At 52.3% G+C, this 20054-nt stretch carries 31 protein-coding genes and 1 pseudogene; 23 read left to right on the plus strand and 9 right to left on the minus strand.

Going from position 1 to position 20054, the window contains the following annotated elements; genetic code table 11:
• Positions 1-10: 10 nt before the first annotated feature.
• The 7 genes from ACVWZ0_RS12910 to ACVWZ0_RS12940 all read right to left on the minus strand — a co-directional run bounded on the left by ACVWZ0_RS12910 (position 11) and on the right by ACVWZ0_RS12940 (position 3686).
• The gene (locus ACVWZ0_RS12910) at positions 11-193 is read right to left on the minus strand and encodes a hypothetical protein (RefSeq protein ID WP_253460930.1); all 183 of its coding nucleotides are present in this window, start codon (positions 191-193) and stop codon (positions 11-13) included.
• Positions 183-539, minus strand: a complete 357-nt coding sequence (locus ACVWZ0_RS12915) for a hypothetical protein (RefSeq protein ID WP_253460928.1) — start codon at positions 537-539, stop codon at positions 183-185. The genes ACVWZ0_RS12910 and ACVWZ0_RS12915 overlap by 11 nt, the downstream gene beginning before the upstream one ends.
• Positions 540-715: 176 nt before the next feature.
• A complete protein-coding gene (locus ACVWZ0_RS12920; RefSeq protein ID WP_253460925.1) occupies positions 716-1477 on the minus strand; it encodes a replication protein P in 762 nt (253 codons plus the stop codon).
• Positions 1474-2196, minus strand: a complete 723-nt coding sequence (locus ACVWZ0_RS12925) for a helix-turn-helix domain-containing protein (protein WP_253460922.1) — start codon at positions 2194-2196, stop codon at positions 1474-1476. Before ACVWZ0_RS12925 ends, ACVWZ0_RS12920 begins: the two co-directional genes overlap by 4 nt.
• A 10-nt stretch (positions 2197-2206) precedes the next feature.
• On the minus strand, positions 2207-3028 hold the full coding sequence (locus ACVWZ0_RS12930; RefSeq protein WP_253460919.1) for a ParB/RepB/Spo0J family partition protein: 822 nt from the start codon (positions 3026-3028) through the stop codon (positions 2207-2209).
• Positions 3029-3052: 24 nt separating this feature from the next.
• Positions 3053-3340 carry a CII family transcriptional regulator gene (locus tag ACVWZ0_RS12935; protein WP_253460916.1) on the minus strand — a complete coding sequence of 96 codons (288 nt, stop codon included), beginning with the start codon at positions 3338-3340 and terminating at the stop codon, positions 3053-3055.
• Positions 3341-3452: 112 nt separating this feature from the next.
• Positions 3453-3686, minus strand: coding sequence for a transcriptional regulator (locus ACVWZ0_RS12940; protein ID WP_253460913.1), 234 nt, complete (start codon positions 3684-3686; stop codon positions 3453-3455).
• A gap of 115 nt (positions 3687-3801) precedes the next feature.
• On the opposite strand from ACVWZ0_RS12940, the gene ACVWZ0_RS12945 reads away from it, so the two are divergent.
• From ACVWZ0_RS12945 to ACVWZ0_RS12955, 3 genes are all read left to right on the plus strand, one after another.
• The gene (locus ACVWZ0_RS12945) at positions 3802-4479 is read left to right on the plus strand and encodes a LexA family protein (RefSeq protein ID WP_253460910.1); all 678 of its coding nucleotides are present in this window, start codon (positions 3802-3804) and stop codon (positions 4477-4479) included.
• Between the two features lie 119 nt (positions 4480-4598).
• A complete protein-coding gene (locus ACVWZ0_RS12950) occupies positions 4599-5219 on the plus strand; it encodes a hypothetical protein (RefSeq protein ID WP_253460907.1) in 621 nt (206 codons plus the stop codon).
• Complete coding sequence (locus tag ACVWZ0_RS12955) at positions 5216-5593, plus strand: hypothetical protein (protein ID WP_456784163.1); 378 nt, start codon at positions 5216-5218, stop codon at positions 5591-5593. The genes ACVWZ0_RS12950 and ACVWZ0_RS12955 overlap by 4 nt, the downstream gene beginning before the upstream one ends.
• Before the next feature lie 116 nt (positions 5594-5709).
• Here ACVWZ0_RS12955 and ACVWZ0_RS12960 read toward each other — a convergent pair whose 3' ends face one another.
• On the minus strand, positions 5710-5946 hold the full coding sequence (locus ACVWZ0_RS12960) for a hypothetical protein (RefSeq protein ID WP_253460900.1): 237 nt from the start codon (positions 5944-5946) through the stop codon (positions 5710-5712).
• Between the two features lie 236 nt (positions 5947-6182).
• Between ACVWZ0_RS12960 and ACVWZ0_RS12965 the strand changes: the two genes are divergently transcribed.
• From ACVWZ0_RS12965 to ACVWZ0_RS13045, 17 genes are all read left to right on the plus strand, one after another.
• Entirely contained in the window at positions 6183-6539 is a 357-nt protein-coding gene (locus ACVWZ0_RS12965; protein WP_147198563.1) for a hypothetical protein, read from the plus strand.
• 385 nt (positions 6540-6924) lie between these two features.
• Positions 6925-7176: a transcriptional antitermination N peptide gene (locus tag ACVWZ0_RS12970; protein WP_253460897.1), complete on the plus strand. Its 252-nt coding sequence runs from the start codon at positions 6925-6927 to the stop codon at positions 7174-7176.
• Between the two features lie 501 nt (positions 7177-7677).
• Entirely contained in the window at positions 7678-8679 is a 1002-nt protein-coding gene (locus ACVWZ0_RS12975; protein ID WP_253460894.1) for a coiled-coil domain-containing protein, read from the plus strand.
• Between the two features lie 32 nt (positions 8680-8711).
• Complete coding sequence (locus ACVWZ0_RS12980) at positions 8712-8882, plus strand: hypothetical protein (RefSeq protein WP_253460891.1); 171 nt, start codon at positions 8712-8714, stop codon at positions 8880-8882.
• Positions 8879-9169, plus strand: a complete 291-nt coding sequence (gene gamL, locus ACVWZ0_RS12985) for a host nuclease inhibitor GamL (RefSeq protein ID WP_253460888.1) — start codon at positions 8879-8881, stop codon at positions 9167-9169. Before ACVWZ0_RS12980 ends, gamL begins: the two co-directional genes overlap by 4 nt.
• Complete coding sequence (locus ACVWZ0_RS12990) at positions 9169-9987, plus strand: PD-(D/E)XK nuclease-like domain-containing protein (RefSeq protein WP_253460884.1); 819 nt, start codon at positions 9169-9171, stop codon at positions 9985-9987. Before gamL ends, ACVWZ0_RS12990 begins: the two co-directional genes overlap by 1 nt.
• Positions 9984-10865 carry a RecT family recombinase gene (locus ACVWZ0_RS12995; protein ID WP_253460881.1) on the plus strand — a complete coding sequence of 294 codons (882 nt, stop codon included), beginning with the start codon at positions 9984-9986 and terminating at the stop codon, positions 10863-10865. Before ACVWZ0_RS12990 ends, ACVWZ0_RS12995 begins: the two co-directional genes overlap by 4 nt.
• 36 nt (positions 10866-10901) lie before the next feature.
• A complete protein-coding gene (locus ACVWZ0_RS13000) occupies positions 10902-11291 on the plus strand; it encodes a hypothetical protein (protein ID WP_253460878.1) in 390 nt (129 codons plus the stop codon).
• Positions 11288-11692: a hypothetical protein gene (locus ACVWZ0_RS13005; protein WP_253460875.1), complete on the plus strand. Its 405-nt coding sequence runs from the start codon at positions 11288-11290 to the stop codon at positions 11690-11692. The genes ACVWZ0_RS13000 and ACVWZ0_RS13005 overlap by 4 nt, the downstream gene beginning before the upstream one ends.
• Entirely contained in the window at positions 11689-11934 is a 246-nt protein-coding gene (locus ACVWZ0_RS13010) for a DUF7446 family protein (RefSeq protein WP_253460872.1), read from the plus strand. The genes ACVWZ0_RS13005 and ACVWZ0_RS13010 overlap by 4 nt, the downstream gene beginning before the upstream one ends.
• A gap of 101 nt (positions 11935-12035) precedes the next feature.
• Positions 12036-12686 carry a hypothetical protein gene (locus ACVWZ0_RS13015; protein ID WP_253460869.1) on the plus strand — a complete coding sequence of 217 codons (651 nt, stop codon included), beginning with the start codon at positions 12036-12038 and terminating at the stop codon, positions 12684-12686.
• A 65-nt stretch (positions 12687-12751) separates the two neighbouring features.
• Entirely contained in the window at positions 12752-12961 is a 210-nt protein-coding gene (locus ACVWZ0_RS13020; RefSeq protein WP_253460866.1) for a hypothetical protein, read from the plus strand.
• Complete coding sequence (locus ACVWZ0_RS13025) at positions 12958-13305, plus strand: hypothetical protein (RefSeq protein ID WP_253460864.1); 348 nt, start codon at positions 12958-12960, stop codon at positions 13303-13305. The genes ACVWZ0_RS13020 and ACVWZ0_RS13025 overlap by 4 nt, the downstream gene beginning before the upstream one ends.
• A gap of 204 nt (positions 13306-13509) precedes the next feature.
• Positions 13510-14163 (plus strand): hypothetical protein, encoded by a 654-nt coding sequence (locus tag ACVWZ0_RS13030; RefSeq protein WP_253460861.1) that lies wholly within the window; start codon positions 13510-13512, stop codon positions 14161-14163.
• 43 nt (positions 14164-14206) lie between these two features.
• Positions 14207-14557, plus strand: coding sequence for a helix-turn-helix domain-containing protein (locus ACVWZ0_RS13035; protein ID WP_253460858.1), 351 nt, complete (start codon positions 14207-14209; stop codon positions 14555-14557).
• Positions 14440-15597, plus strand: coding sequence for a site-specific integrase (locus ACVWZ0_RS13040; protein WP_253461305.1), 1158 nt, complete (start codon positions 14440-14442; stop codon positions 15595-15597). Before ACVWZ0_RS13035 ends, ACVWZ0_RS13040 begins: the two co-directional genes overlap by 118 nt.
• Before the next feature lie 9 nt (positions 15598-15606).
• The gene (locus ACVWZ0_RS13045; protein ID WP_253460856.1) at positions 15607-15960 is read left to right on the plus strand and encodes a RidA family protein; all 354 of its coding nucleotides are present in this window, start codon (positions 15607-15609) and stop codon (positions 15958-15960) included.
• Positions 15961-15992: 32 nt separating this feature from the next.
• On the opposite strand, the gene ACVWZ0_RS13050 is transcribed toward ACVWZ0_RS13045, so the two are convergent.
• A complete protein-coding gene (locus ACVWZ0_RS13050) occupies positions 15993-16244 on the minus strand; it encodes a YoaH family protein (protein WP_253460853.1) in 252 nt (83 codons plus the stop codon).
• 110 nt (positions 16245-16354) lie between these two features.
• On the opposite strand from ACVWZ0_RS13050, the gene pabB reads away from it, so the two are divergent.
• The 3 genes and pseudogenes from pabB to sdaA all read left to right on the plus strand — a co-directional run bounded on the left by pabB (position 16355) and on the right by sdaA (position 19979).
• Complete coding sequence (gene pabB / locus ACVWZ0_RS13055) at positions 16355-17716, plus strand: aminodeoxychorismate synthase component 1 (RefSeq protein WP_253460850.1); 1362 nt, start codon at positions 16355-16357, stop codon at positions 17714-17716.
• Complete coding sequence (locus ACVWZ0_RS13060; RefSeq protein WP_253460847.1) at positions 17709-18281, plus strand: CoA pyrophosphatase; 573 nt, start codon at positions 17709-17711, stop codon at positions 18279-18281. Before pabB ends, ACVWZ0_RS13060 begins: the two co-directional genes overlap by 8 nt.
• 332 nt (positions 18282-18613) lie before the next feature.
• Positions 18614-19979 (plus strand): annotated as a pseudogene (gene sdaA, locus ACVWZ0_RS13065) (L-serine ammonia-lyase).
• Positions 19980-20054 lie beyond the last annotated feature (75 nt).

The raw sequence follows: 20054 nt of genomic DNA on the forward strand, positions 1-20054 counted from the left end.
CCTGCACGCTTCACCTCCGGTTGATGGTCTCCTGCACCTTAGCCAGGTCATCTTCCATCTTCGCCATAATCAGCTCGATAGTTTGATGGTTGTGGCCGCCGGTTTTATGGAACATTTTTAAAAGAGCCAGACCTGCGCTTACTTCAGACAGATGATCCGTTCGGGACTTAATTGGCATAATTTCAGCTGTCATAAGTTTCTCCTGATAAATTTTGGTTTGAATCGTCCTCAAACACCGATCCGGGTATAAGCACCAGATTACCCATCACTGACTGAACAACGGCTCTGAAAACGGCTTCAGGTAAGTCATGCCCTGTTGACGGTGTGCGTTCGTCGATAAAAGCCACAAATGTCCCCTTCTGGCCGCCTCCGCTGATGAAAATATGCAGGTTACCTATCAAGAACCCTGCCTTATCCCAGCGCCCGTTTAGATTGGCGGGCCATTGGCCACCAATAGATTTTAAGACTGCCCATTCAAGAGCTTTTCCCTCAAGAGCAATTACCGCTATAAACCTACCGTCCATGACACCCTCACCCATTTGGGAAGCCAGTATTTTTACGAAAGAATATTCATTATGTTAGATAAAGAAAATAACGCTACTTATGTCAAATTAAACTTAAGTGCGCAGGAAAATAACTAAGCTCTTACGCTGTAAATTTTCAAAACCCGCCCCCTTTCTTTGGCTTGCCCTGCTTCTCAAATTGCTGTGTCATTTCACACCAACCCTACCGACTTGCGGCGCTGGCATTCTGAATAAAGCCACTGCGCCGGAGTTACCGAACCCAGGACGCGGGCGTCTGGCATCCATCGCATTTTCAAATCGTCGCCAGTGGGCTGGTCGTTTACCGGCATCACGTCGCGCTTAACTTCCAGGCTGACTACCGGATCGGGAATGCTTTGGCCGGCAGCGACTTTTTTCGACCATTCGTCCAGCTGCTTCGCTGCGTACTTTTCAACTTCAGCCTCGCTCAGCTGGCGCTGGTACATGGCGCGGCGGGTATCGCAGACAATCCAGTACATGACGGGTTTCGACCATGGGAAGCGCTCCGCGCCGCCAGTGTACAATCCCTTATCACGGCTGTAGCGGTGGAACTCCTGCATGACCTCTTCCACGGTCACGCCGAGGATTACCGAACTGTCTTTGCACCAGCTGATGAATTTGCCAGGCGACGGCCAGAAGTCGGAGTTGCTCGCCCTGGCGTGCCGCACGCCTGCCGCCAGCTGGTCACGGGTTTTGATGCCGTTTTCGGCGAAGGCAGCGATCCACTGTCTCTTAGTGGTTTTCTCTTCCGCTTCGCTGCGCAGGCTGGTGCTGACCGCTGCCGGAAAAATTTGCTTCAGCTGGCGAAACAGCGAGTCAACCAGCTGTTCAGCTTCGCTGCTGATGATTTTCTCAGGTTGGTAACTTCCGCCAGCCATACGGGCCATAGCGGACGCGTCGCGATTGTTAATGGCCTCTACCAGTTGCAGGCTCATATAAAATCCTCCCAGCCTTCACGGCTGTTCCAGTGCGGTGTTTGTGGATCGGCTTGCTGCTGCTTGCGGTTTTGAAACTTCGGCTTGAACAGGCCCTGATAGCCGTTCGCGATACTGGTGTTGATCACCTCTGCCGGGTCGTGACCTTCGTCAAAACATTCTTTCAGCAGGTTGAATGCTTTGCTGACCGTCAGCGCCGTTTTGATTGGCTTCTTCGACTGGCTGCGGTACTGAACCCATTCCCTCCAGGCTTGCTCGTTTAGCCATTCAGGGATCGTTACTTCAAGGGGGTTAAAACCTTTCGATTCCCCTTTAGGGGATTTAGGGGTTATAGGTTCTTTTACTGGTTCAAAAGAGTGACTGGTTCTGGGTGACACTGTGTCACTAGGGGGTGGTGACTCTCTGTCACCAGGGGGATGACTCTCTGTCACTACCCGTGGTGACTCTCTGTCACCATCTAAACTCAGATGGTAGATATTGCTGGAGTTCCCTTTTGGCCCAGGCCGATACTCTTTTCGTAAGAATCCAAACTCACAGAGATCGTCAATATGGCGCATTACTGAGCGCTTACTGATTTCACACTGATCAGCAATATGCTGGTATGAAGGCCAGCACTCGCCTTTATCGTTGGCGTTGTCAGCAAGCTTAATCAGCACCAACTTTCTCAATGGGTTGCCAACGGTGATGCTCATGGCTTTAGCCATTAAATTCATGCTCATGGTGACGGCCTTACTGTGTTGATGGGGCAATCCCGGCGCGGTACTCTGTCAGAATGCGGTTAATTTCTTCTGCGGTGCCATGAGAAAGGATCAGGTTGTCAAAGCCCCCATCTCGTTCGTGTTCAGCATCCACCAGCAGCTCAACTAGGCGACGTGCTTTCTTTGCGCTGAATTGCGGCATGGCATCGCTTTTTGTCAGCTTCTTCTTCCCGGCGGCACGGGCTTTATCCATCTGCGCCAGCGCCACCGATTCAGCTTTGGCGCCGTGCTGCTGGGAAAGAGCCACAGCCGTTGTCGGGGCCACCTCGCCGGATTTGACCATTGCGATCAGGCCGTCGCCACATTCCAGCAGTTGCAGGTGATAATTAACGTCAGCCACGGAGCGCTTGACCTTCTTCGCTATCTCCGAAGCTTCCCAGCCCTGATTGCTGAGGCGCTGATATGCCGCTGCGCGTTCCAACGGGGCCAGCGCCTTACCCTGCGAACTGGTGACCATGAAAGCAATGCGATCGGCTTCGGTTCCCACGAAGTCCTTGCATTCCAGCCTGGCGACTTCATGCCCGGCATCGGTAGCCATAATGGCGCCGTAATAGCGGTGATGGCCGTCGATAACCTTCACGCCCTGCTCCGTTACCTGCACCGCCAGCGGCGGCACGAACTCGCCAGCGATAAATGCATCGCGAAATTCTGCAACGTGATCCTGGTCGATTTCACGGACGTTATAGCCCGGCTCGACATACAACTCGCTCAGTGGAACCAGAAACGTTTTTTTAACGGTCGTTTCGGTGCCGTTTTTGTCTTTTGCCTTGTAAAGCAGTGATAAAGAACTCATAATTACTCCTGTACGTTAATCCAGTTAAAACGTCATATTGATTTGAGAATCCTCGGTTGCCGCCGGGGATTTTTTCTTTTGGGGCATCACAGCCTCTACAGCCTGTCTTGCGACTTCCCTGATTAAACTCGTCTCCCAGACGTTCTCCAGAAGCACGAAAGTCACAGCCATATCGTGAATGTTCAGCCTGCTGACCTTTGAATCGGCCCATCCAGCCATCTTGGCGAAATTCGTCTGCCCCATCGTGACAAGGCGGGAGCGGATCTCGCTTTCGACTTCACGAATCTTTTTGCTGTGTTTTGCTAATTCCATCTCGTAGAATTTCCGTATTGGTTAGTTAGTTACGTGTCGGCACCGTGGGGTGCCACATTTGGTTTTCCCTGGTATTCCGAGGGAGGGTCAGATTGATAAAGAGCGGTGTTGCTTAAGCGGCTGATGCGCGCTGCGGCGCAAATACCAGACTTTCCTTTTTCACCGGCACGTAGCCGATAATTTGCTTGGTAGCTTCCTCGATTGCTGATGCTTTACCCGGTGAAGCCCTGCGGAACCCGTAAGCGATCTGGTCGAGGTAGCCAACAGATGTTTTAGCCAGCTTTGCAAGGCGTACCCAGTCATCTGAGGTAGCCTCTTTGCGCCAGCGGAGTAGTTCGTTACCCATTGGTGCCTCCTGTTTTAGTAAACAAGGCAAGTTTAGCGTTATGCTAAATAACAAACAAGCAATATTTAGCAATTTGCATATTTATCGTATTGCTAAATAGTGTGAGAATCGTGTCATGGAAAATAAAAACATCAGAAAGGCCAACCTTTCGCTGCTTCTCGCCAAGCATTTAGAGCGAGATGGCAATACCAAAGCCAGCTTTGCAGAGACTGTCGGGATGAGCGCATCCCAGTTCAGCCAGTTGCTTGGTGAGAACAGTGTCAGAAACGTAGGTGATCGGACGGCAAGGAAAATTGAGGTGGCCTTGAGCCTCCCCAATGGCTGGCTGGACTCTATCCATGCAGCAACTGAGTCAGAGAGCAATGTTTCTAATTTAAGGCCATACACGCCAGGCAGCCGCTACCCTGTACTGAGCAAAGTACAGGCCGGGTCGTGGGCAGAGGCATGCGAGCCGTACACTCTTAAGGATGTTGACCTATGGCTCGAATCAGACGCAAGCACACAAGGTGATGCGTTCTGGCTTGAGGTGGATGGCGATTCAATGACAGCACCGATGGGGCTCAGCATCCCGGAAGGTTCGTTCGTGCTGTTCGATACTGGACGGGAGCCGGTAAACGGCAGCCTGGTCGTTGCCAAGTTAGTCGACGACAACCAAGCGACGTTTAAGAAGTTGGTGATAGACGGTAGCCAGAAGTACCTGAGAGGGCTAAACCCGCAGTGGCCTATGGTGCCTATCAACGGCAACTGCCGGATCATCGGCGTGGCGATTGAGACGAAGATGCGGCTAGTTTAGGCTGCTCTAAATTCAATCATCGAGTGAGGTGCGAGTGCAACTTGTGTTGTCTAACATGATAAGATAAGGCATTATTTGCCCCCACTTGTTTTAGCCCATACACTCATGGGATGGATGATATGATCGGTATCGAGGCCATGGCCTTTCACAACCCCAACCTAGATAAGGTTCAGGGTATTTTTTCCGAGGTTTCTCATACTATTGAGAGGCCGCTGGACGATTTCGATCGAAGTCACAGCCGTTCGGTTGCGAAAAAACAGGTCTTTTTAGCTATCAAAAAAGCTGACTCTTTGGTTGACCAAGTTAATCAGATGATTGCAGCTGGTTACAAAATGATAGCCGTCCTTAGGAAAGGTGATTTAAGAGAAATCGAAGAGCTTGAATTGAAAGAGGATTCAGCCCTTGTATTAGGAAAATTAGCTTCTGAACTCAAAAATGGCAACAATAGGCTTGCTTATACCTTTTTTAAGGCAGAGTCAGACGGATCTTGGAGTCCGCACATGTCGCAATTAAGGTATATAAAGACAAAATCAATGCAAGCCTTTGAAGAGTATAAAAATGTTACAGAAGAGCTGTATCGTTTAGTGGATTTGTATTTGGTTAAACAGGATGATGAATTTAATTTCGACATCTCAGTTTTAAATGAGTCCATCGAATCAGACACAATTCGCCATCCTGAATGGGTTAAGAATGGCGATGATTTTGTAGGTTGGATACAGTCGATGAAAAAGGAAGCATGATGCCTGTTAGTGTTACTTATTCGCAATCTTTTATTAATTTGATGCAAAGCCTTTCTACTGAAGAATTAAGATTAATTGGCGATTTCGTTACACTAGTAAAAACAAGCGGTTACTCATGTTTGCCTGGGAGGAATAAGCCATCTACGGGCGTTAGTGAAAGACACTACGATCGGCTAAGGCTTATTCAATATGCTATAGATAAAAATTTATGGCATTATCATGTAGGGTTTATCAAATATGATCAGAATAAATTATTCGGTGATTGGACTTCTAGCCACGTAGTTCATTATCAAAATACCAATAATACTGCTAGATTCGTACATTACGATAGTCATCCACCAATGCGTCTGCCAAGAGAAAGCACTCTAATTTAAAAATACAGGCAGAAGCAATTGTTATCTAGCCCGCGCTGAGCGGGCTTTTTTGTGCCACCTCTTCACCGGATTTCACGCGGCCAGGATGAGTGCACCGAAGAAATCGCGCACATAAATCAAATGGGTATCATGATGTTTTCTTTTACAGAAAAAGCATGTAAATCACCGGCAATTTTCATCAAATGGGCTATTCTTGGCGGCACTACACATTGACGTGTTGTAGTTACGAGAATGAATGTTCTGTTTTTGCCTTTGGCTTTTCCACACAGCATAAGTATGGATAGACCCGCTTCGGCGGTTTTTTTTGCGCTTCCCACCCAGAACAATCCTAACTTTACGATTTGTAAGACCATTCTCACATCTATAATTTGGCATAACTTTTAACATTCAAAGCCTACACGCAAAAGGATGATTGCGCGTAAGACGAGAATTGCAGGCTAAGCCTGAACTGAACCACTTGCCCGCCCCCTTGCGGGCTTTTTTGTGCCTGCGATTTGCTTCCAAAAAAGTCAACTTTTGTAATGTTTTTGGTGAGATTTACAAAATGATTTGTTAAGATATTTCCGATTGCAATCAAAGGAAAACATAAGTGAAAAAGATTTTAGCTTTAGCTGCGGTAGTAATGGCGCTGGCAGGATGTAGTAACCGAGTGGCAGATCTGACTGTTGCCAGTACTAAAAACTACAATTTGAACTCGAATAACTTCGTTAAAGGAGCTCGCGTGAAGGCTGAAGACGCAGCACCAGTGGTCATTTTCCCATTGGGTATTCCTAACGTGAAAACCGCCATTGACAGAGCTATCGAGAAGAATCGTTGCTCAGTTGCTCTATCAGATGTAGTGGTCACTCAGTTCAACTATTCCTTCCTCTTCGGCCGGTTTGGCTACATCATCGAAGGTACTGAAGTTATCGACCGCGGCCAGCCTGGCTGCGAGAACGCCAGCTAAAAGAACTTAGTTCTACTGAACCCGGCCATAGCGCCGGGTTTTTTATGCCTGCAATTTGCCTCCTGCCTGTGATGTGCCTTTCTGAAAAAATAAATTCCATTATTAATCAATACGCTAAATCTCATAACTCATTTATTTAGCATTTTGCTATTGCCATTCATTTAGCATAACGCTAAATTAAATCCCATCAGCAGGACGCTGAAGCAATACGAAACGGATAGCACGCTCTTTAACAATATGACCCTGTGAATACACAGGCCGAGGCGAGTGCTTCGGGGTGCAGGCAGAAGCTAACCTTCTCGGCGAAGGAGCTTGGCAATGAGTACGCGATCGGAGTTAGTCGCCCGACTGTCTGCACCACCCAAGCACTCATCGAGGAATACCCATGAACAGAAATCAACGCCGTATGGCTGCATTTAACGCCAAGAAATCAGCTGAGCAGATCGGGCAGCAGCGTTTTGAACGCAAACTGACGCAGGCTATGACCGGCTGTTCTGGCCGCGTACTGAAAGCCGTTACACAGGCGCCGAACTGGCGCGTTAAGGATCAGCCAAGCGCTGACAATATCTGCCTGGGCGATGTGGCTATCTACAACGCCGGGTTCCGCAAGAAAACAGACAGCGTTTCAGCGAGGTGAGTATGAGAATTGACGTAAAAGTGACGGACGGCGAGCTGGACGAAATGGGTCTGACTGAGAATGAGTTAATGCATGCTATCGCTAAAGACCTAGATACCTCAAGAGATTATGCAGGGTTTAATGTGCATGTTTCGATATGCGATTTTTCTGACGAATCAGTTTTCGAATAGGCCGCATAAGCGGCTTTTTTTACGCCTTCATTCAGGGAAAACATCATAGCCGGAGGGTTTTTGAGCAAAAAGAAAGAGAAGAAAGAAACGCCCGCGCAGCTCGCTGACGGTGCAAAAAACTGGCAGGTAGCGTGTGATAACTGTGGGCAGAAACCCACGGTTCACCCTACTAGGCTGTGCGGGCCATGCTGTTTCGGTGAATCGGAAACCGCTGGCGGCAACTGGTAGCAACCCAATGGCTTGTTGCGGCAGGCCATGACGATGTTACCCATCATCCACTGCCATATTTGCCCTCTTCGCGAGGGCTTTTTTATGCCCACAGGAGAGGAAAATGAGCGAAACAACGGATATTGCAGTACTCGAAATCAAACCAGAGCAGGCTCCGGCGCTGTATGTGCCGAACGGACTCGACAATTACCTTGCGCAGATTCGCCAGCAGGTGAATGAGGTGCCTGACCTGACCACGGCTAAAGGTCGGGCGCGGGTAGCATCACTGGCGGCGCTGGTATCACGTAGTAAAACGGCGGTAGAGAAACCGGGGCGCGACTACCTCCGGCATTTGAAAGAAGCGGTAAAGCCCGCTGAAGCGGAATTACGCCGCTGGGTTGCTGAATGTGATGCGCTGCGTGACGAAACGCGCCGCCCGCTCACCGAGTGGGAAGCAGAGCAGGATCGCATCAAGGCCGAAAACCAAATGAACGAATGGCATGCTGAAGCGCTGGAGATGAATGAGGCTCGAGACAAAGCGCTGGCGGAGCGCATCGAATCGGATCATGAAATCGCCCTGCTGTTGAATGACAAATTCGACCGGGAAGCCGCTGAGGCAAAAGCTGAAGCTGAGCGCCAGCGCATTGCTCAGGAAGAAGAGTTAAAGCGTCAGGCAGATGAGCGGGTACGTGTTGAAGCAGAGGCAGCAGCGCAGCGTGAACGTGATGAGGCAGCCCGCCGGGAAGCTGCACTGAAAGCCCAAGCTGAGCAGGCTGAACGTGACAGCCTGGCTGCGCAGGAGAAGGCAGAGCGCGAAGCCAAAGAAGCGGCTGAGCATGCCGAGCGCCAGCGTATCGAAGCTGGACAACGCGCAGAACGCGAAAAGCAGGAAGCCATTGCCGCAGAGCGCCGCCGTGCCGAACAGGCTGAAGCCGCACGCCTAGCTGAAGAAAAGCGGATCGCCGATGAAGCCGCCGCCCGTGCCGCAGATGTGCAGCACCGCAAAACCGTTAATAACAAAGCGCTGGCTGACCTTGTGTCTGCCGGTCTTACCGAAGAACTGGCCCGCGTCGTTATCACTGCGATTGCAAAGGGCGAAGTAACCGCAGTCCGAATCACCTACTAACCAAAACCTAAAAATAATCCCAGGAGTCCGCGATGACATTAGCCATCACGGGCGGTGCCGTCGCGCCCCGCCCTTTTCACCCTATCAACAGCATCCAGTTTCACCGCTCCAACATTCTTACCAGCGCGTCATTTACCCCGCCGCCGCGTAAAAGCTGGCTGCAGCGTCTCTGGGAAATCCTCAAAGCGGAGGGTCGCCCATGAATGCTTACCTTGCTCAGGATCGACTGAAAGACCAGCAGGACGCAGCAGAGCAGCAGGAGGCCAAGCGCGTCTCACGCATTGACGTTATCGCGGCAAGCCTTGCAAACCAGTATCCGGAAGACATTACTGATTTTGCCGCAATGCTGAACTTGCCGATTGAGATACGCATGTTTCTGCGTGGAACGCAGGCCCAGGACGAATACGCGGCTTTCGTTGATCGGCTGGCGCGCCTGCAGGCTGAAGAACATGACCAGCTCATTGAGATCGGCTTTATGGAGGAGCACTGATGGAGCCGGGCCTCTATCTCGATATCAGCAACGAGGACTATCACGCCGGGGCTGGCGTCAGCAAATCGCAGCTGGACGATATACTGGTTAACCCGGCGATCTTCAGGTGGCGGCAGGATGCCCCGGTCGATACCGAAAAACTGAAAGCCCTGGACATGGGCACCGCCCTGCACTGCCTGCTGCTGGAGCCGCAGGAATTCGATAAGCGCTTTATCGTGGCCCCGGAATTTAACCGGCGCACGACCGCAGGCAAGGAAGATGAAAAGCGATTTTTGCAAAGCTGCGACGACAGCGGTATGACGATTATGGATGCCGAACAGGGCCGGAAATTAAAGCTGATGCGCGAGAGCGCGCTGGCGCATCCGGCGGCCCGCTGGCTGTTGGAGGCTGACGGCCATTGCGAGGCGTCAATTTACTGGAACGACGAACAGACAGGCGAACTTTGCCGGTTCCGGCCGGACAAATTCCTCAACGGTCAACCGGTCGTTGTCGACGTGAAAAAGGTTGCGGATATGGACCGCTTCCCGCGACACGTCGAAGAATTTCGCTATCACATGCAGGATGCCATGTACCGCGAGGGCTTTTACCGGCACTTCGGCGAATACCCCATGTTTATCTTCATCGCCGTAAGCGAAAACATCGACTGTGGCCGTTACCCCACGCGCGTTTACCAGCTCAGCGAAGAAGACACCGCCGCAGGCTTTGAATTGTTTCGGCGCAGCCTGGACACCTATCACGAATGCCGCACGACCGATAGCTGGGGCGGCATTGAAGAAATCACCCGCCCGGCCTGGGCGAAGAAAAAGGATTACTCATGAGCAACGAAATCATCCACGCTCCGGTTAACGAGGCCGACACCAAAGCGGCCATCTTCAGCCCGTCAGGACTGCAAAAGCTTCAGGCATTCGCTGAAGTAATGGCGCAGGGCAAAACGACCGTCCCGGCACATCTGGCAGGAAAACCAGCAGACTGCCTGGCGGTGGCGCTACAGGCTGCGCAGTGGGGAATGAACCCATTCGCCGTAGCGCAAAAGACGCACCTGGTAAACGGCACGCTGGGCTATGAGGCGCAGCTGGTCAACGCAGTAGTTACCAGCTCTACAGCCGTTCAGGGTCGATTTAAATACGAGTACGGTGGTAGCTGGGAAAACTTCCGTCCGGGCCCGCCCAATGCGGAAAATGAAAAAGGGCTGTGCGTTCGTGTCGGTGCCGTGCTGCGTGGCGAAACGGATATCACGTGGGGCGAGCCACTTTACATGGAGTTCGTTACCACGCGTAACTCCCCCCTCTGGAAGACGGCGCCGAAGCAGCAGCTGGCCTATCTGGCCGTGAAGTACTGGGCCCGCCTCTACTGCCCGGACGTCATTTTGGGCGTCTACACGCCGGACGAGTTCGAGCAGAAAGAGCGTATCGAGCGCGACGTTACCCCGGCCCGCACCCGGCAGGATTTGAACAACCTCATCAACCAGAAGCCAGCCGACGCGGCACCTACAGAAAGTGTACATGCAGAAGCCCGATCGCCAGAAGAGTTGCTGAAAGACTTCACCGAAGCGGCAAGCAAAGCTTCAGGCATAGATGAACTGGACAAGCTCTACAGGTACGCTGCCCGGAAGCTGGCTGGCGATACTGAAAAGCTGGATTTAGCCACTGACGTATACAGCATCCGCCGCGACGAACTGGCCGAAGCCACGCAATAACCCTCCCCGGCCATCTGGCCCAACAGGAGCTATGAAATGACACCGGAACAAATTCAGAAACTGGCTGATGGCCTGCCGCCATCATGCATGGGCAAGGATCACGAAGAAGTAGTGGTGTGGCTGGCAAAACAACATATCGCCCTTCAGCAGCAGGTGAACGCGCTGGCGGCTGAGAATAAGGTTTTAGATAGCGCGATTGGTGCAATAGCAAATGCTTACGAGACAGGCGTTTCGGATATTTTGGCACAAGAAATAGATACCGCTGTGAATATCGAAACGCCAGTAACCGACGCCATCAAGCGCCAATGGATGGCAAAAGGTGTTGAAGAATTTGGTAAATATATTGCTCTCTATCACAGTGATTCAGTTCACCATGCAAAACAGTTCGCCGCCCAGCTCCGCCAGCCAGAGGAGAAAGGCCAATGAAATCGGTTAAGCGATACGACGGTAAAATTGAGCACTGCGACAATGGCGGCTACGTCACCTTTGCAGATTACAAGAAGCTTGAGGCAAGGCTGGAAAATGCAGAGGGAAGAGAAAGGAAGCACTGCAAACGCGCTGACACAGCAGAAGCAGAACTAGCGCGCCGGGATGCGCAGGAGCCTTGCCCGCGATGCGGCGTTAGGTCTTCCAGGCCTAATGGTGAGCACTACTGCCACAAGCAAGCAGAACCACGACCTGCAGCGCCGCAGGAATGGACAGACAAGCAGTGCCTTGAATTTATTAGCATAGCTTTCAGGCATGCAGAAATATCAGGTGACATTCAGATGGATGATATCCGGTTAGGCATAAAAATGGTTAACGCTGGCGGGGAGACTGCAGAATGAGCAACCCAATCACGATCGGATGTAGCCCACTGACAAACACCATTTTTGCAGGCCGCGCGAAGCAATTTAAAGGCGCGGCGCCGGGAGCAATGAAGTTTACCGGCGAGAAGTTCGATGTTACCCAGCAGGCTCTGGCGGCTGTTGCTCAGCACATGGTAACGCGTGACGACATTTTGCTTATCCCCATGCCAGATGGTCGGGTGATTCATCTGCGGGCTGATATCAAAGATGCCACCCCATGATAGCCATCAAACTCGCATTCATAGCCCTGATAGCGTGGGCTGTGTGGAAAGACTGAGCAAGTTAAGTTATGGTTAAATACCCTACTTAGTTTGGAAAAAAAATGTCTGATATATTTGATACAGCCTACGCACACAGAATTGCCAAGGGTTTGAAAGATAAAATAGTTAATGATATTGATGGCTCAGGTTTTATATCTCGCGGGATATTAGAAGCAATAAGACTTCTTGAAAATGAGAGTATTGCCCAATCAACAAAAGCCATGCTACACAAAGAAAGAAAATTAAAAGGTTTACTATCTGATTACTGGCATATTCACGTATCAGAGGATCACTTAACTAGGACTTATAATAATATTGGCAATAATAACCCAACGCCAATAAAAAACCCATCACCTGATGAAGTTATAGAACAATCAGTTAGAAGTGTTTTCTTAAGGTATTTAAAAAGCAATAACATACCCTATACAGATGGCGACAATGACCATTTGACCGCAGCCATTAAAAGTAGCGCCAAATCGCAAAAAGAAGGGTTTGACAAGACTCTTTCAAGCCTTCGTGAGCAAATAAATCCGCTAATACAAAAACTTTTTTTCTCTAACAATAAAAACTCCGGGGATTGGCTTATATACTGGAAAAACGATGAGGGTGAGAATTATTATTTAGAGCACTCGGTTCACATTGACGCTAATGACGAATCAATGCAAAAGGAAATGAAAGAATTATTAGACGAAAGGCTCTTATCACTTAAGTGATTAAAGAACTGAATTGAAAACCACCCAAGCGGTGGTTTTTTTACGCCCAAATTCAGGAGTTACCCATGTACGCAGATCAGTTAGATGAGGCAGCAGCACGCGAGCAGCAGATGATAGAGGTGGCCCTGGCTAACCGCAAGAAGCCACAGATGGTATACACCGGCGAGTGTCACTGGTGCGAAGAGTCGATCGCCTCCGGTCACTATTGTGATGCGGATTGCCGCCACGACCATGAGGTGTTTTTGTGGGCTGAAAGCCAAAGGAGAGTGTCATGAGCATTGAATGGGATGGTACAGGGTTGCCGCCGGTTGGGTGTGAATTTGAGTATTACGCTGGCCCGCGATGGAATAAAGCATTAATGAAGTATGCGGGAGAAAAGTTTGCAATTGTTGATATTGATGGATATGGAGAGAGTTGGTTGCGAGTCTCAGTAATCAAAACCAGACCGATCCGCACCGAAGCAGAGCGCAGACGTAGCGAATTGTGCGACCGCATCTATGGGGCAATGACGAAAGCTGATCGCGAAGGTAATCGCAGCGATATGGCTGAGTCAGTTTACGATGCCATCGCGGCCGGTAAAATCCCCGGCATAAGGCTGGCCGATGACACCAGCGACTGAAAACGCCCTGCGGTCAGTCGCCCGAAATTGCCGATCGGAAATACTGTCAGCCAAAGCCGAAGCGCCCAAATCAGAGCACGACCGCATTACCACCCTTCTGTTGGACAAATACACAAAACTAATCACCGCGCTGCCGCCTGGCAGATACCCGGCCAGACAATGGCTGGTCTACTTCGTGCGCGTGGTGGATAAGGAGATGAAAGCGTGAAGAATCGTTTTTACATGATTTGCAAAAGGGACACCGTAGGCAGTAATGCTTCCTTCTGGTGTCACAATGGGCACGGATATAACACCAATATCGACAAGGCGCATGTTTATACACTGGAGGAGGCTCAGAGCCATTGGAACACCGGGCGCGAGATTGATCAGCCAGTTTGTGCTGACAGTGTTGATGCTCTGGCAGTTGTTCACGTTGACCACCAGCACGTACCCGGTGAATCAGTATTTGAGCCGGGTTGCAGCCAATATGTTGCCTTCCAGAAAGGGCGCTGGGACGGCAACGACCTGTACTGGCTGCGCAATGGCGACCTGCCGACGACAGACTTCACGCAGGCGACCATTTTCGATAAGCCAGGCGACACAGCTAATCTTGTCTGGCTGCCATTTAGCGTAACTGATGCAGTGAAGCGCCGCACGTTCCCGATCGCCATGCTTGATCACCGCCGAATGGTTCAAGGTGCCGGGTTGCGTATCCCAGCACATATTCAGCGTTTAAGGCGCCGTAAAAACTCCAGCGGGAAAACTCGCTTTAACTGCCCGGAGTGCGGGCGTATTCACTGGCAGTTCGATCCTTACGATTTTGAAGGTTGCAACGATAGCAGCTGTGAAGCATGGAGATTTAACCGCCGCACCCTGTAATCACCCTCCCCCACATCATCGCAACCAAATAATCGAGGTCAATATGGAAGCGTACTCACTTACGCTCGATGAGGCCTGCGCGTTTCTCGGTATCTCGCGCCCGACGGCCAGCAACTGGATCCGGTCAGGGCGCCTTACCGCGACACGCAAAGACCCGAGCAAAAATAAATCGCCTTACCTGGTCACGCGGCAGGCGTGTATTGCCGCGCTGAATAATCCGTTGCACACTGTCGCCGTGAGCGCGGCTGATGCACATGAGGAGAAATCACCATGTCGATCTTCCGCAGGGGTGAAATTTGGTACGCCAGTTTCACAACATCGGGCGGCAAAAGAGTTAAGCAATCTCTTGGCACGTCCGACAAGCAGCAGGCGCAGGAACTCCACGACAGGCTAAAAGCTGAGTCATGGAGAATCGTTAAGTTGGGAGAGCCGGTCTCTATGACATTCGAAGAGGCCTGCGTTCGCTGGATACACGAGAAGTCAGAAAAGAAAAGTCTCGATGACGATAAGCACATCATTAAATTTTGGCTTGAGTCGATGGCAGGAAAGCAACTGAGGGATATCACTGAAAGGGAAATCTACGCGGCGGTAGCGAAGATAGAAAATCGCAATCACTTTAACCGTTGGAAGCAGAGAGCAGAGGCTTGTGCAAAAAGAGGAACACCAGCTCCAGAATACAAGCCTAAGCTTGCTTCACAGGGCACAAGGATAAAGCGCCTCTCCTTCATCAGGTCTCTCCTGCGGGCAGCTGAAAGAGACTGGAAAGCGCTGGACAGAGCGCCGGTTGTAAAAGTCCCCGTAGCAAAGGAAAGGCGGATCAGATGGCTGAAGCCTGAAGAGGCGCAGCGCCTGATTAAAGAGTGCTCTGAGCCTCTAAAATCTACCGTAGAGTTTGCGCTATGTACCGGCCTGAGGCGCTCAAATATCACTAACCTGAAGTGGGAGCAGATTGACCTGCAGAAGAGGATGGCGTGGATTTATGCGGATGAGAGTAAATCAGGCAGGGCAATTGGCGTTGCCCTGAATGATACAGCCTGCACGGTATTGAGAAAGAATATCGGCAGGAATGACGAATACGTTTTCGCATACGTAGATACAGTTAAACACGATAACGGTGAAGTGACAAAAACTACACGGCCCGTAAGAAGCAATACCAATACCGGGTGGAGAGCGGCTTTAAAGCGGGCTGGGATAGAAGATTTCAGATTTCACGATCTGAGACACACCTGGGCATCGTGGTTGATTATGGCTGGCGTTCCCATCTCCGTTCTGCAGGAAATGGGTGGCTGGCAAAATATCAACATGGTAAGGCGATACGCTCACTTTTCATCAGGCCATTTGTCCCTGCACGCCAGGCGTATTGATGATATTTTTAACCAGAATGTCCCAAATCTGTCCCACACTGATTTTAAGAGTGGAACAAACAACAATTAAGGTTTTGATATGTCTAAGGAAATAATCAGGGTTGAACCGGTTGAACACCGCATGTCGGAAGCGGTTGTGCATAACGATACGATTTATTACACCAGCGTGCCGGAAAACCTGGAGGAGGACGCCGAAGCGCAGACGGCTAACGCGCTGGCCGTAATCGACCGCATCCTGACCCGCCTGGGCTCGGATAAAAGCCGTATTCTGGACGCCACGATTTTTCTGGTACACAAAGAGGATTTTCCGGCGATGAACCGCGCCTGGGACGCCTGGGTGTCGCCAGGCAACGCGCCGGTGCGCTGCACCGTGCAGGCCGGCCTGATGAACCCGAAATATCTGGTTGAGATCAAGATCGTCGCCGCCAGATAAACTTATGGCGCACCGGGTGGTGCGCCATTTACTTACTCTTCTTCTTCGTCGTCAGCGTGGTGAGCGTCGTGGTAGTTAGCCCGCTCGCGCGCCTCGTCTTCATCCTCTTCATCTTCATCGTCAAAACGAACGGCAATCATCTCGCCCGTGTGCGTTTCGCGAATTTCAGCCGCCACCAGCTGGATAGCCTGTCCGCTGCTCATGCCGTCGGCCATCAGCTCCTGGATACGCTCCACTGCCTGCTGTTGCTGCTCAAGCGACAGCGCCGGTAAACCACTAATCATAATTGCTCCTGTTTCAGTCGCGGGAATTATTCCACGCGTAACAAACAGATGCCAGCAGCAGAAAAATATGTCAGGCTTGCTGCCTGTTTTAGTTCTGATCTGCCTTAATCATGCCACCTGTTTATTATCCTCTGGAGTATACGCCCGAATCGCTCGGGGATCTGTTTACTGTTGTCGCCCATCAGCCCTGGGCGATGCTGCTGGACTCCGGCTTTGCGGAACACAGCGACAATCGCTTCGATATTATGGTCGCCGACCCCGTCGCCACGCTGACCACCTGCGGCGGTCTGACCTGCGTAGTACGTGACGGCCTGGTGACGGAAAGCGAACAGGATCCGCTCGTTCTGCTGCATCAGACGTTGCAGGAGAGCAATTTGCAGGCGGCTGAAAGCAGCGACTACCCTTTTCAGGGCGGCGCGCTGGGGCTGTTCGGCTATGATCTGGGGCGGCGGTTCGAGAAGCTGCCGCAGCGGGCGAAGCCGGATTTAACCACGCCGGATATGGCCGTGGGCATTTACGACTGGGCGCTGATTGCCGATCACCATCGCCAGACCCTGACGCTGATCACGCATGGCGACGCCGCGCAACGGCTGCGCTGGCTCGATGAACAAACGCCGCAGGTGCCCGAGCCTTTTCGCCTGACCAGCGCCTGGGCTTCCAATATGAGTCGTGAAGCCTACGGCGAGAAGTTCCGTCAGGTTCAGGCATGGCTGCGCAGCGGCGACTGCTATCAAATCAATCTGGCCCAGCGCTTTCAGGCCAGCTACAGCGGCGATGAATGGCAGGCATACAGATCGCTGACCCGCCAGAACCGTGCGCCCTTCAGCGCCTTTCTTCGCCTGCCGGACAGCGCCATCTTAAGCCTTTCGCCCGAACGCTTTCTGCATATGGCGGCGGGCGAAATCGAAACTCGCCCAATTAAGGGCACGCTGCCGCGCCTGAGCGATCCCCAGGCCGATCGCCGTCAGGCGGAGAAGCTGGCGCAGTCGCCTAAGGATCGGGCGGAAAACCTGATGATTGTCGACCTGCTGCGCAACGATATTGGCCGCGTAGCCGTACCCGGCACGGTAAAAGTGCCGGAGCTGTTTGTCGTAGAGCCTTTCCCGGCGGTGCATCATCTGGTCAGTACCATTACCGGCACGCTGAAACCCGGGCTTACGGCCTGCGCTCTGCTGCGCGCCTGTTTCCCTGGCGGATCTATCACCGGTGCGCCTAAAGTACGGGCAATGGCTATTATCGATGAGCTTGAACCGCACCGCCGCAACGCCTGGTGCGGCAGCATCGGTTATCTCAGCGTCTGCGGCCGCATGGATACCAGCATCACCATCCGCACCCTGACGGCGGAAAACGGCCAGCTTTACTGTACCGCTGGCGGCGGTATCGTGGCCGACAGCGACGAGCAGGCGGAATATCAGGAAACGTTCGATAAGGTAAACCGCATTCTTCCCTGTCTGGAGCACTATCATGCCTGACGCGTCACCGGCGCTGGAGCGTTTTATCACCCGTTTTCAGCTACAGCGGCCCGAGCCTGCCGTGCCTCAGCTGCCCACGCGCCAGGCGGCGGTGCTGGTGCCGATTATTAACCGTCCGCGTCCTGCGCTGCTGCTGACCCGACGCGCCGCCACGCTGCGCAAGCATGCCGGGCAGGTCGCCTTCCCCGGCGGGATGCGGGATAATGAAGATCGGTCACTGATTTACACCGCGCTGCGCGAAGCGCAGGAAGAGGTCGCTATTCCGCCTGAAAGCGTAAAGGTGATCGGCGTGCTGCCGCCCGTGACCAGCAGCACCGGTTTTCAGGTTACGCCGGTAGTAGGCATTCTGCCTGATAATCTTGCCTGGCACGCCAATGAAGCGGAGGTGGAATCGGTTTTTGAGATGCCGCTTCAGGAAGCACTCCGGCTGGGGCGCTATGCACCGCTGGATATCCAGCGCCACGGCATAACACACCGGATCTGGCTTTCCTGGTTTGACGACTATTTTATCTGGGGCATGACTGCGGGCATTATCCGCCAGCTCAGCCTGCAGGTAACAGAGTAGCGGTTTCGCACAAAATAGCGTCGCTTGCCCGCTTTGCCAGAGCTTTACAGCAAAACGGCAAAGAAATTCCCTCTTTTAGTTTGCCTTACCCCTTCACAATTAGCGTAAATCCTTTATATTGCAGCGCAAAAGACCGGCCCCGAATCATAGCGGGCCGGTTTTTGTTTGCCTTAGTTCAGGTCAGGCAGAAAAAAGCAGCGGACGCCAGTGTGATGCAGCCCGCAATAACTTTTCTGTCTGCAGAAGATTAGTTTATTTCATGCGACTATCGTTCACATGATGATTACCATTAAATATTATCCAGCGATTAACTGCGGACCCGGGAGCAGAATGTGATTAGCGTTTTCGACATGTTTAAGATCGGCATAGGCCCATCCAGTTCCCATACGGTGGGGCCGATGAAAGCCGGCAAACAGTTTGTTGACGATCTGGTCAGCCTGGGCAAATTAACCGATGTGACGCGCATCGCCGTCGACGTTTACGGTTCGCTTTCTCTGACCGGTAAAGGGCACCACACCGATATCGCGATTATTATGGGCCTGTCGGGCGCCTCGCCGGAAAGTGTGGATATCGACGGCATTCCGGCCTTTATTCGTGATGTAGAGGCGCGACAGCGTCTGCTGCTGGCCGGCGGCGCGCACGAAGTCGATTTTCCACGCGAAGGCGGCATGGTGTTTCGCAGCGATAATCTCTCCCTGCATGAAAACGGTATGCGCATTCATGCCTTCTCGGGCGACGAGCTGATTTACAGCAAAACCTACTATTCCATCGGCGGCGGCTTTATCGTCGATGAAGAGCATTTCGGCCAGTCCACGCTGAACGAAGTGTCGGTGCCCTATCCGTTCAACTCGGCGAAAGAGATGCTGGCCCACTGTCATGAAACCGGCCTGTCGCTTTCCGGTATGGTGATGAAGAACGAACTGGCGCTGCACAGCCGGGCGGAGATCGAACACTATTTCGCGGACGTCTGGCAGAGCATGCGCGACTGTATCGATCGCGGCCTGAATACCGAAGGCGTTCTGCCTGGCCCGCTGCGCGTACCGCGCCGCGCCGCCCGCGCTGCGCCGTTTGCTGGTTTCCTCCGACAAACTTTCCAGCGATCCTATGAACGTGATCGACTGGGTAAACATGTTTGCGCTGGCCGTTAACGAAGAGAACGCGGCGGGCGGCCGGGTGGTGACGGCCCCAACCAACGGCGCCTGCGGCATCGTGCCGGCCGTGCTGGCCTATTACGATCACTTTATCGCTTCGGTCAGTCCCGATATTTTTATCCGCTATTTTATGGCGGCGGGCGCTGTCGGCATCCTGTACAAGATGAACGCCTCGATTTCCGGCGCGGAAGTGGGCTGCCAGGGCGAGGTCGGCGTGGCCTGTTCAATGGCGGCGGCGGGTCTGGCCGAGCTGCTGGGCGCCAGCCCGGAGCAGGTTTGCGTGGCGGCGGAAATCGGCATGGAGCACAACCTGGGCCTGACCTGCGATCCGGTTGCGGGTCAGGTGCAGGTTCCCTGCATCGAACGTAACGCCATTGCTTCGGTAAAAGCGATTAACTCCGCGCGCATGGCGATGCGGCGTACCAGTGAGGCACGCGTTTCGCTGGATAAAGTGATCGAAACGATGTATGAAACCGGCAAGGATATGAACGCCAAATACCGTGAAACTTCCCGCGGCGGCCTGGCGATAAAAGTACAGTGTGACTGATTTTCCGCCAGCGCCTTCTGCGGCGCTGGCGCTTTCCTTTTCCCTCTATTTCTGCTGTTGGCAACCCGCTGTTTA

This window comes from Erwinia sp. TECH1 (genome assembly GCF_054057575.1).

Excerpts from the sequence above, each read along its gene's own strand:
- ACVWZ0_RS12995 (WP_253460881.1), top strand. The coding sequence starts at position 9,984 with ATGAGCAACGAAATCATCCACGCTCCGGTTAACGAGGCCGACACCAAA.
- ACVWZ0_RS12935 (WP_253460916.1), bottom strand. The coding sequence starts at position 3,340 with ATGGAATTAGCAAAACACAGCAAAAAGATTCGTGAAGTCGAAAGCGAG.
- ACVWZ0_RS12910 (WP_253460930.1), bottom strand. The coding sequence starts at position 193 with ATGACAGCTGAAATTATGCCAATTAAGTCCCGAACGGATCATCTGTCT.
- ACVWZ0_RS12945 (WP_253460910.1), top strand. The coding sequence starts at position 3,802 with ATGGAAAATAAAAACATCAGAAAGGCCAACCTTTCGCTGCTTCTCGCC.
- ACVWZ0_RS13005 (WP_253460875.1), top strand. The coding sequence starts at position 11,288 with ATGAAATCGGTTAAGCGATACGACGGTAAAATTGAGCACTGCGACAAT.
- ACVWZ0_RS13050 (WP_253460853.1), bottom strand. The coding sequence starts at position 16,244 with ATGATTAGTGGTTTACCGGCGCTGTCGCTTGAGCAGCAACAGCAGGCA.
- ACVWZ0_RS13060 (WP_253460847.1), top strand. The coding sequence starts at position 17,709 with ATGCCTGACGCGTCACCGGCGCTGGAGCGTTTTATCACCCGTTTTCAG.
- gamL (WP_253460888.1), top strand. The coding sequence starts at position 8,879 with ATGAATGCTTACCTTGCTCAGGATCGACTGAAAGACCAGCAGGACGCA.
- ACVWZ0_RS12980 (WP_253460891.1), top strand. The coding sequence starts at position 8,712 with ATGACATTAGCCATCACGGGCGGTGCCGTCGCGCCCCGCCCTTTTCAC.
- ACVWZ0_RS12915 (WP_253460928.1), bottom strand. The coding sequence starts at position 539 with ATGGGTGAGGGTGTCATGGACGGTAGGTTTATAGCGGTAATTGCTCTT.
- ACVWZ0_RS12955 (WP_456784163.1), top strand. The coding sequence starts at position 5,216 with ATGATGCCTGTTAGTGTTACTTATTCGCAATCTTTTATTAATTTGATG.
- ACVWZ0_RS12925 (WP_253460922.1), bottom strand. The coding sequence starts at position 2,196 with ATGAGCATGAATTTAATGGCTAAAGCCATGAGCATCACCGTTGGCAAC.
- ACVWZ0_RS12940 (WP_253460913.1), bottom strand. The coding sequence starts at position 3,686 with ATGGGTAACGAACTACTCCGCTGGCGCAAAGAGGCTACCTCAGATGAC.
- ACVWZ0_RS12970 (WP_253460897.1), top strand. The coding sequence starts at position 6,925 with ATGAACAGAAATCAACGCCGTATGGCTGCATTTAACGCCAAGAAATCA.
- ACVWZ0_RS12990 (WP_253460884.1), top strand. The coding sequence starts at position 9,169 with ATGGAGCCGGGCCTCTATCTCGATATCAGCAACGAGGACTATCACGCC.
- ACVWZ0_RS13015 (WP_253460869.1), top strand. The coding sequence starts at position 12,036 with ATGTCTGATATATTTGATACAGCCTACGCACACAGAATTGCCAAGGGT.
- ACVWZ0_RS13035 (WP_253460858.1), top strand. The coding sequence starts at position 14,207 with ATGGAAGCGTACTCACTTACGCTCGATGAGGCCTGCGCGTTTCTCGGT.
- ACVWZ0_RS13000 (WP_253460878.1), top strand. The coding sequence starts at position 10,902 with ATGACACCGGAACAAATTCAGAAACTGGCTGATGGCCTGCCGCCATCA.
- ACVWZ0_RS13020 (WP_253460866.1), top strand. The coding sequence starts at position 12,752 with ATGTACGCAGATCAGTTAGATGAGGCAGCAGCACGCGAGCAGCAGATG.
- ACVWZ0_RS13010 (WP_253460872.1), top strand. The coding sequence starts at position 11,689 with ATGAGCAACCCAATCACGATCGGATGTAGCCCACTGACAAACACCATT.
- ACVWZ0_RS12920 (WP_253460925.1), bottom strand. The coding sequence starts at position 1,477 with ATGAGCCTGCAACTGGTAGAGGCCATTAACAATCGCGACGCGTCCGCT.
- ACVWZ0_RS12975 (WP_253460894.1), top strand. The coding sequence starts at position 7,678 with ATGAGCGAAACAACGGATATTGCAGTACTCGAAATCAAACCAGAGCAG.
- ACVWZ0_RS12960 (WP_253460900.1), bottom strand. The coding sequence starts at position 5,946 with ATGGTCTTACAAATCGTAAAGTTAGGATTGTTCTGGGTGGGAAGCGCA.
- ACVWZ0_RS13025 (WP_253460864.1), top strand. The coding sequence starts at position 12,958 with ATGAGCATTGAATGGGATGGTACAGGGTTGCCGCCGGTTGGGTGTGAA.
- ACVWZ0_RS12930 (WP_253460919.1), bottom strand. The coding sequence starts at position 3,028 with ATGAGTTCTTTATCACTGCTTTACAAGGCAAAAGACAAAAACGGCACC.
- pabB (WP_253460850.1), top strand. The coding sequence starts at position 16,355 with ATGCCACCTGTTTATTATCCTCTGGAGTATACGCCCGAATCGCTCGGG.
- ACVWZ0_RS13045 (WP_253460856.1), top strand. The coding sequence starts at position 15,607 with ATGTCTAAGGAAATAATCAGGGTTGAACCGGTTGAACACCGCATGTCG.
- ACVWZ0_RS12950 (WP_253460907.1), top strand. The coding sequence starts at position 4,599 with ATGATCGGTATCGAGGCCATGGCCTTTCACAACCCCAACCTAGATAAG.